The following is a 9,029-nucleotide window of genomic DNA, read 5'->3' on the forward strand; positions in this document are numbered from 1 at the left end:
CACGCTATGTCCAGAATTCGCCTTGATCTCGTTGTCTTCGTCGCCGGTCTGCTCGCAGTGGGCTGGATCGGTGCCGGCTATGTCGCATCGAACCCGCTGGCGGCGGCCGTCACGCTGCTGATTGGCGCGTGCTACGTCGCCGGCGCATGGGAGCTGCTGCGCTACCGGCAGGCGACCGCCACGCTGTCGCGCGCGGTCGCCGGCCTGACCGAGCCGCCCGCGAAGCTCGATACGTGGCTCGACACGCTGCATCCGGGCCTGCGCGGCGCGGTGCGCGCCCGCGTCGAAGGCGCGCGCGTCGCGCTGCCGGGCCCGTCGCTCACGCCTTACCTCGTCGGCCTGCTGGTGCTGCTCGGCATGCTCGGCACGCTGCTCGGGATGGTCGTCACGCTGAAGGGCACGGGCGCCGCGCTCGAGAGCGCGACCGATCTCGACGCGATCCGCGCGTCGCTGATCGCGCCGGTGAAAGGGCTCGGGTTCGCGTTCGGCACGTCGATCGCCGGCGTCGCGACGTCCGCGATGCTCGGGCTGCTGTCCGCGCTCGTGCGCCGCGAACGGATCGATGCGGCCCAGCAGCTCGACGCGAAGATCGCGACGACGCTGCGCGTGCATTCGTCCGCGCACCAGCGCGACGAATCGTTCCGGCTGCTGCAGCGCCAGGCCGACGTGATGCCGGCCCTGGTCGACCGGTTGCAGACGATGATGACGACGCTCGAGGCGCGCAGCGTCGCGTTGCACGATCGTCAGCTCGAAAGCCAGCAGGCGTTTTTCGACCGGACCGAGCGGGCGTACGCGGGCCTGGCATCGAACGTCGGCGACGCGCTGAAGGAAAGCGCCGCCGAAAGCGCGCGCGTGGCCGGCGCCGCGTTGCAGCCGGTCGTCGCTGCGACGATGACGGGGCTCGCGCAGGAGATGGCCGCGCTGCGCGACACCGTGACGGGCGCGGTGCAGCGACAGCTCGACGGGCTGACGGACGGCTTCGAGAAGACCACCGGCAACGTGACGGCTGTGTGGAACCGCGCGATCGACGAACAACGTCAGGCGGGCAACGCCGTCGCGCAGCAGTTGCAGACGACGCTCGGCCAGTTCACCGACACGTTCGCGCAGCGTTCGTCGGATTTGCTCGACGGCGTCGCGACGCGCCTCGAATCGACCGAAGGCCGCCTGTCGGACGCCTGGCGCGATGCGCTGGCGCGCCAGGAGCAGGTCGGCGAGACGCTGGCCGGCCAGCATGCGCGTGCGCTCGGCGAAGCGGCCGCGACGTTCGAACGCCATTCGGCCGCGACGCTCGCAGCGATGCGTGAGTCGCACGCGGGTTTGCAGACGCAACTGGCCGCACGCGATGAAGAACGTCTCGCGGCGTGGAACGATTCGCTGGCGGCGATGGCCGCGAAGCTCGGCGACGAATGGCAGCGTGCGGGCGCGCATAGTGCCGGTCGTCAACAGGAAATCTGCGATGCACTCGCTCGGACGACGCGTGATCTGGCCGCACAGGCATCGACGTTCGAACAACGCTCGAACGATCTGCTGTCGACGATCCGCGAGTCGCACACGGGCTTGCAATCGCAACTGGCGGCGCGTGACGAAGAACGCCTCGCTGCGTGGAACGATTCACTGACCGCAATGGCCGCGAAGTTGGGCGAAGAGTGGCAGCGTGCTGGCGTGCACAGCGCCGGCCTTCAACAGGAAATCTGCGACGCACTCGCTCAGACGACGCGTGATCTGGTCGCACAGGCGTCGACGTTCGAACACCGCTCGAACGATCTGCTGTCGACGATCCGCGAGTCGCACACGGGCTTGCAATCGCAACTGGCGGCGCGTGACGAAGAGCGCCTCGCTGCGTGGAACGATTCACTGACCGCTATGGCCGCGAAGCTGGGCGAAGAGTGGCAGCGTGCTGGCGTGCACAGCGCCGGCCGTCAGCAGGAAATCTGCGATGCACTCGCTCAGACGACGCGCGATCTGGCCGCACAGGCGTCGACGTTCGAACAACGCTCGAGCGATCTGCTGTCGACGATCCGTGAGTCGCACACGGGCTTGCAATCGCAACTGGCGGCGCGTGACGAAGAGCGCCTCGCTGCATGGAACGATTCGCTGGCCGCAATGGCCGCGAAGCTCGGCGAAGAATGGCAGCGTGCAGGCGTGCACAGCGCCGGCCGTCAGCAGGAAATCTGCGACGCCCTCGCACAAACGACGCGCGATCTGGCCGCACAGGCATCGACGTTCGAACAACGCTCGAACGATCTGCTGACGACGATCCGCGAATCGCACACCGGCCTCCAATCGCAACTGGCCGCACGCGACGAAGAACGTCTCGCTGCATGGAACGATTCGCTCGCCGCGATGGCGGCCGCGCTGCGCGACGAATGGGCGCAGACGAGCGCGCAGGCCGCGGCGCGCCAGCAGGACATCTGCGACACGCTCACCCGCACCGCGAACGACATCACCGCGCAGGCGCAGGTTCACGCGAGCGACACGATCAACGAAATCGCACGTCTCGTGCAGGCCGCGTCGGAGGCGCCGAAGGCCGCGGCCGACGTCGTCGCCGAGTTGCGCCAGCGCCTGTCCGACAGCATGGTGCGCGACACCGCGACGCTCGAGGAACGCAGCCGCCTGCTCGCGACGCTGGAGACGCTGCTCGGCGCGGTCAACCACGCATCGACCGAACAGCGCGCCGCGATCGACGCGCTCGTCAGCACGTCGGCCGATCTGCTCGATCGCGTCGGTGCGCGCTTCAACGACACCGTCGATGCCGAAACGCGCAAGCTCGATTCGGTGGCCGCGCAGGTCACGGCCGGCGCCGTCGAGGTGGCGAGCCTCGGCGACGCGTTCGGGATGGCCGTGCAGGTGTTCGGCGAATCGAACGACAAGCTGCTCGCGCATCTGCAGCGCATCGAGGCCGCGCTCGAGAAATCGCTCGCGCGCAGCGACGAACAGCTCGAGTACTACGTCGCGCAGGCGCGCGAGGTGATCGACCTGAGCGTGATGTCGCAAAAGCAGATCGTCGAAGACCTGCAGCAGCTCGCCGGCCGGCGGGCGCCCGTCGGAGCGTAACGCATGCACGAGGAAATCGACGGCGGCGCGCAATCGGCGCCGGTATGGCCCGCGTTCGCCGACTTGATGTCGGTGCTGCTCGGCGCGTTCGTGCTGATCCTCGTCGGCGTGATCGGCATGCAGCTCCAGCTCACGTCGAAGCTCGAGGAAGCGGTGCGCGCGCGCCAGCTCGAGGCGCGGCAGCGCAAGTCGCTCGAACAGGCGCTCGCCGGGCCGCTCGCGGCCGGCCGCGTGACGCTCGTGAACGGGCGCATCGGCATCAGCGGCAACGTGCTGTTCGCGCTGAATTCCGACCAGTTGCAGCCCGCTGGCCGCGACCTGCTGAAGACGCTCGCCAGCCCGCTGGCCACGTACCTGAAGACGCGCGACGAGATCCTGATGGTCAGCGGCTTCGCGGACGACCAGCAGGTGCACGCCGGCAACCGCCTGTTCGCGGACAACTGGGAACTGTCGGCCAAGCGCGCGTTGACGGTCACGCGCGCGCTGATCGATGCCGGCGTGCCGGCCTCGTCGGTGTTCGCGGCCGCGTTCGGCTCCGAACAGCCGGTCAGCTCGAATGCGGACGATGAAGGCCGCGCGAAGAACCGCCGCGTGGAGATCGCGCCGGTGCCGCGCAAGTCGGCGTCGAACGGAGGAAAGGCAAAGTGACGGGCGACGCGACGCGGGTGCGCGCGACGCTCGATGCATGGCGCGAGCAGGGCGCCGACCGGCTCGATCCCGTGCGCTTTCATCGGATCGATGCGCTCGAACGGCGCGCCGCCGTGCTCGACGGCGCCGCGCGCGCGTTGCTCGACGCGCGGCTGGCGGCGCTGGTCGAAGGGTTTGCGGAGACCGTCGCGCGTGCGCGCGAAGCCGAAGCGACGCGCATGACGGTGGAAGCTTCGCCGGGTGCGCCCGCGCGTGGCGCGCTTGCCGCGCTCGTCGAAGGGCTCGCGCGCGATGCTCGGGCCGACCGGCGCGGGCTCGATCCCGAACTGGTCGACTACTTCCGCGCGACGTGGTCGAAAGTCCGCACGGAGCAGCAGTATCGACAGTCGCTCGATCAGGTGCCGCGCAACGCGGGGCCGCTCAACTCGAACAGCCTCGTGCACCGCTCGCTCGCGACGATGCGCGAACTGTCGCCGGACTATCTGCAGCAATTCCTGTCGTACGTCGATGCGCTCGCATGGCTCGAGGATCTCGCCGGCGGCGGCGCGCAGCCCGAGAAGGAAGCGCCGCGCGCGAAGGCCGCCAAACCGGCGAAGAAGTCGACGCGCGCCAAGGCGCGATAACGCCACGTCACGCCGCGCCGCGCGCGGTCCGCGTGCGGATCGCCTACCGGTTCGGCGTTGGGCGTCGATCGCCGCGCGTAGCGCGTGCAATGCTTCGACCCGTGCCGATATCGCGCGTGCGTTCGACGTCGGTGCGGGGATCGAGCGTCATCGAAGGGCGTTTCGATTGGCGGGTTGAGCCCGCGCGTCGCGCGGATCCGACGGATTATCGCATCGGCGTTCGGGCCATGTATCGCTCATCCCGGCCGCCTGCGCGAACGTGTCGAGCGCCCAGCCTTTCCCGAGCAACAGCCGCCGCGTGTGCAGCGCGCCGTGCACGTCGTCGGCAACGGTGTCGCCGAGATAACGCAGCGCGCGGCCTTCGACATCGACGAAACCATGCCGGTAGTCCTGCGCGAGCGCCGTCCACAGCCGCGCGGCGCCGACCGACTGGCGCGCGCCGCTGATCAGGCACAGGCCCGCGTCGAGCCCCCAGCGGTACAGCGTCGTCGCGAGGCCCTGGCGTTGCGCCGAGCCGCGCAGCCGTGTGTGCGGCGCGCGCAGGTAGCGGTCGGCGCGGCGCGGGATTTCGGGAAGCCGGTTGAACACCGTATAGCCGGCGAGCTGCCGGGCCGACGGATCCTCGACGTACAGGAAGTATTCGCCGTCCGCTTCGCGATGGCGCACGATCAGGCCCGAGCGGCCGAGCGCGACGCCCGGCAGCCCGTGCAGGCGATGCCCCGGCTGGTGGAGACGTTCATAAAGGGTGTCGAGTTCGTCGTCGATGTCGTGCTGGGAATGCTGTACGTCGATACGCATGGCAAAAGGCGCCCGTCCCGGGCGCATCGAGAAAGAAGTTCATGGCAACGGGGAAACGGAAATGAAAGCGGCCCCCGGGCTCGGCGAAGCGAGCCGGGGCCGCGAATCAGCTGGGGATGTGCTGGAAACCGGCGGCGATCGCGGCGAGGCCCGCGATGCAGAGTGCGAACAGGATCAGGACTTTGTGGATCACGCCTCTTTCCTCATGAACGCGCGGCGCCGAACGGGCGGCATCGCGGAGACGGTGAGCGGCGGGCACGGCCCGCGCGGCCGCCGCGCGGGGCGACGGTCGGGTGTCCGGCGACGGATCGTACGCGGACGGCCAGCACCATACGCGACGCGTCGGGAGCGGGCAATCGGACGGGTGGAGAAAAGCGACGAAAAGCGGAGAATCGCCGTGTTTCGCGACAATTGGCCGCATGGGGCGCGTTCAGCGGTGCGGAGATCCACGCGAAAGCGCATCGTCGAGCGCTGGACGGCGCATGTGGAAAGTGTCGCGGCCTGTGCGAAGCCCGCGCCTGCTTGGCATCCGCGCGAGCAACCGGAGCGGCATGAACTGCCGCCCCGGCCGCGCCGTCACACCGCCTGCCGCCCGCCAAACGCCTGCCTGACCCGCGCGAACAAGCCGTATTGCGCGATCCATTCGGCATACGCGCGATAGTCGGGGTCGCGCATCAGGTGGCGCTCTTCCGTTTTCGCGCGCGTGTAGTAGATCAGGTTGACGGCGACGAGCCCGGCGCAGTGCATGAGCCCGATCTGCCAGCCGAGCGGCTCGACGAACGGCACCGACACCATCCAGTACGACAGGTTCTTGGTGATGTACGCGGGATGCTTCGTGAAGCGATACGGGCCCGACGTGATGATCCCGCGGTTGGTGAGGTTCGAGAACCGCAGTCCGAACGAGATCGTGCACAGCGCGTAGGTCAGCAGCAGCAGGATGATCACCGTGCCCCAGATCACGCGCAGCGTCGGCGCCGACAGCAGCCAGTTGTCCCAGAACATCGAGCCTTCGTAGCGGATGTAATTGTTCGAGATCAGCGACCAGAACGGCTGATAGCAGATCAGCGCGGCGACCCAGCCGAGCGTCGTCGGCTCGACGGTGCGCACGTGGCTGTCGAGGATGCGGAACGTGCACAGGTAGCCGACGGTGCCGAACATCAGGTCCATCGTGAACGACAGGTCGTACATGAACACGAAGGTCGCGATCGTCATCGGCGCATGCATCGCGTTTGCGAGCGACGCGCTCAGGTGATCGGCGTCCTTCGACAGGTAGACGGTCATCAGCGGCAGGAAAAACGCCTTCACGCCCCAGCCGGCCAGCATCTCGCGCACCGGCTTCCAGCTCGCGGGCCGCTCGCGGCGAAACAGGAAGCGGCCCCACAGCAGGTACGCGTCGTCGGTTTCGCGCTGGTGGCGGTCCATCCACGCGAAGTAGAACGGCGCGGCGACGATCACGTACGGCGCGAGCGAGCGCAGCAGCGACCAGAACGGCAGGTAGAACGCGCCGTGGTATTCGGGCAGCAGCCAGTAGAGGAGGCCGATGCCCGCGTAGATCGACGTCAGCGCGCCGAGCCGCGTCGCGACGCGCGCGACGCTCAGCGGCCGGACGGCCTGCCGTGACAGCCCCGCGCTCGGACGCAGGTAGACGCGCGAGATGAAGAGTTCGTGCAGCGCGATCGTGCCGATGATCGCGAGGCTGGCGACGACCGCGCGTGTCGCCGCGTCGAGGGCAGGGTGGTCGCGCGTGATCCACAGCGCGAAGAGCCCGGCCGCGATGCCGAGCAGGCCGGCGCGGAACGGCGTGGCGGAACGGGGTGGGCGGTCCGGAGCGGCGACGATGCCGTCGAGCGTCGAGTTCATGATCGGATCCTCGTAGGGATGAGGGCCGGCGCCCCCGCTTGGCGGGTGACGCCGGCCGTCGGCCGGGCTGTTTATGGATGCGCGCCCGGCCATTGGCCTGTCGTTTTGATACGTGATGCGTCGAGGCTTACTTCTTGGTGCCGGCGCCGAGCAGGCCGCCGAGCAGGTTGGTGACCGGCGACAGCAGGTTGCCGGTGCCGCTGGCGGCGCCGCCGCTCGTGCTGCCGGTCAGGCCGGTCACCACGGAGCCGCTGCCGCCCGGCGTCGTCACGGTGCCCGTCGCGCCGCCGGGGCTGACCGTGCCGACGGCGCCGGCCGAGCCGGCCGGCGTGCCCAGCGCACCCGTGAGCGTGCCGACCGGGCCGCTCGTCAGCACCCCGCCGAGCGTGCCGGACAGGTTGCCGCCCGGCGTCGTGACGGTGCCGGTGAGGCTCGCGCCGAGCGGCGTCAGCGAGTTGACGAGGTTGGTGACCGGCGCGAGCAGGCCGCCGAGACCCGCGCCGCTCGTCCCGCTGGTGCCGCTTGTGCCGCCGGTGCCGCTCGAGCCGATGCTGCCGAGCGCACCCGTCACCGTGCCGAGCAGGCCGGTGATCGGAGCGAGCGGGCCGCCGCTCGTACCGCTCGTGCCGCCCGAGCCGCTCGAACTGCTGCCGCCGCCGAGTGCGCCCGTCAGCGAACCGAGCACGCCCGTGATCGGGGCGAGCGGATTGCTGCCGCTGCTGGAACTGCCGCTGGACAGCAGGCCGCCGGCCGACGCCACCGTGTTACCGAGCTGGGCCACGCTGTTCCCGGCGCTCGTGCCGACCGGGTTGCCGGTTGCGCCGCCGACCTGCGAACCGGCCAGGCCGAGGCCGCTGCCGAGCGTGTTCAGCAGGCCGCTGAGCGGGGCGCCGAGCAACGTGGCGTTGCCGAGCGTTTGCGTGACGCCCGGCGTCGTGACGCCGCCGGTCAGCGTGTTCGTGATCGGGTTGATCACGCTGCCGAGTTGCGTCTCGATTTGCTGCACCGGCGCGCTGTTCAGCGCCGTGTTCAGCGCCGATGCGGTCGAGTTGACCGCGGTGCCGACCGTGTTGACGAGACTGCCGACCAGCGTCGTCGCCGGCGCGAGCGGCGACAGCGGACCGGTGCCGAGGCTCGTCACGGCATTGCCGAGGCTGTTGACCGCACCGCCGGTGCCGGTCAGCAGGCCGGTGGTCGACGTGATCGTCGGGCCGAGCGGGTTCGGCGACACGCCGATCGAGCCCAGGCCGGCTGCGACGCCGTTGCCGAGCGATTGCACGCCGTTGCCGAGGCTGCTGACTGCATTGCCGACGCTGGTGGCCGTCGTCGGGTTCGTGCCGGGGATCTGCACGCCGCCGATCTGGGTGCCGCCGTTCACGACCGTCGTGCCGAGCGCCGTCACGAGGTTGCCGGATTTCTGGAGGACGTTGCCGAGCGGGGTGACGCTGGTGCCGGAGGTGCCGGAAGTACCCGAGGTGCCGGAAGTACCCGAGGTGCCGGAAGTACCCGACGTGCCGGAAGTGCCCGAGGTGCCGGAAGTGCCCGAAGTGCCCGAAGTGCCCGAAGTGCCCGAAGTGCCCGAAGTGCCCGAAGTGCCCGAAGTGCCCGAAGTGCCGGAGGTGCCGGAGGTACCCGAGGTGCCGGAAGTACCCGAGGTGCCGGAAGTGCCCGAAGTGCCGGAAGTGCCGGAAGTGCCGGAAGTACCCGAAGTGCCCGACGTGCCCGAAGTGCCGGAAGTACCCGAAGTGCCGGAAGTACCCGAGGTGCCGGAAGTACCCGAAGTGCCCGAAGTACCGGAAGTACCCGACGTGCCGGAGGTGCCCGAGGTACCGGAAGTACCCGAAGTACCCGAAGTACCCGAAGTACCGGAAGTACCGGAAGTACCGGAAGTACCGGAAGTACCGGAAGTACCGGAAGTACCGGAAGTACCGGAAGTACCGGAAGTGCCCGACGTGCCCGAAGTACCCGAAGTACCCGAAGTACCCGAAGTACCCGAAGTACCCGAAGTACCCGAAGTACCCGAAGTACCCGAAGTACCCGAAGTAC

6 protein-coding genes are annotated in these 9,029 nt (G+C 69.3%); 3 read left to right on the plus strand and 3 right to left on the minus strand.

From position 1 onward, the window contains the following. Window positions 1-6 precede the first annotated feature (6 nt). The 3 genes from KPB06_RS24420 to KPB06_RS24430 are packed head-to-tail and all read left to right on the plus strand — an operon-like array spanning window position 7 to window position 4,325. Window positions 7-3,054, plus strand: a complete 3,048-nt coding sequence (locus KPB06_RS24420) for a DUF802 domain-containing protein (protein ID WP_059580198.1) — start codon at window positions 7-9, stop codon at window positions 3,052-3,054. A gap of 3 nt (window positions 3,055-3,057) precedes the next feature. Continuing rightward, complete coding sequence (locus KPB06_RS24425) at window positions 3,058-3,702, plus strand: OmpA family protein (protein ID WP_059580201.1); 645 nt, start codon at window positions 3,058-3,060, stop codon at window positions 3,700-3,702. Next, a complete protein-coding gene (locus tag KPB06_RS24430; RefSeq protein WP_059580205.1) occupies window positions 3,699-4,325 on the plus strand; it encodes a DUF2894 domain-containing protein in 627 nt (208 codons plus the stop codon). Before KPB06_RS24425 ends, KPB06_RS24430 begins: the two co-directional genes overlap by 4 nt. Window positions 4,326-4,472: 147 nt before the next feature. Here the strand turns inward: KPB06_RS24430 and KPB06_RS24435 are convergent, their stop codons facing one another. The 3 genes from KPB06_RS24435 to KPB06_RS24445 all read right to left on the minus strand — a co-directional run. Then, window positions 4,473-5,123, minus strand: a complete 651-nt coding sequence (locus tag KPB06_RS24435) for a histone acetyltransferase (protein ID WP_226094133.1) — start codon at window positions 5,121-5,123, stop codon at window positions 4,473-4,475. Window positions 5,124-5,699: 576 nt separating this feature from the next. Beyond that, the gene (locus tag KPB06_RS24440; RefSeq protein WP_059580208.1) at window positions 5,700-6,983 is read right to left on the minus strand and encodes an isoprenylcysteine carboxylmethyltransferase family protein; all 1,284 of its coding nucleotides are present in this window, start codon (window positions 6,981-6,983) and stop codon (window positions 5,700-5,702) included. A 127-nt stretch (window positions 6,984-7,110) separates the two neighbouring features. Then, window positions 7,111-9,029: collagen-like triple helix repeat-containing protein (locus KPB06_RS24445; RefSeq protein ID WP_275920515.1), on the minus strand; the 1,919-nt coding region annotated here is incomplete at its 5' end.

The sequence above is a fragment of the Burkholderia semiarida genome (assembly GCF_029268935.1).
GTDB lineage: Bacteria > Pseudomonadota > Gammaproteobacteria > Burkholderiales > Burkholderiaceae > Burkholderia > Burkholderia semiarida.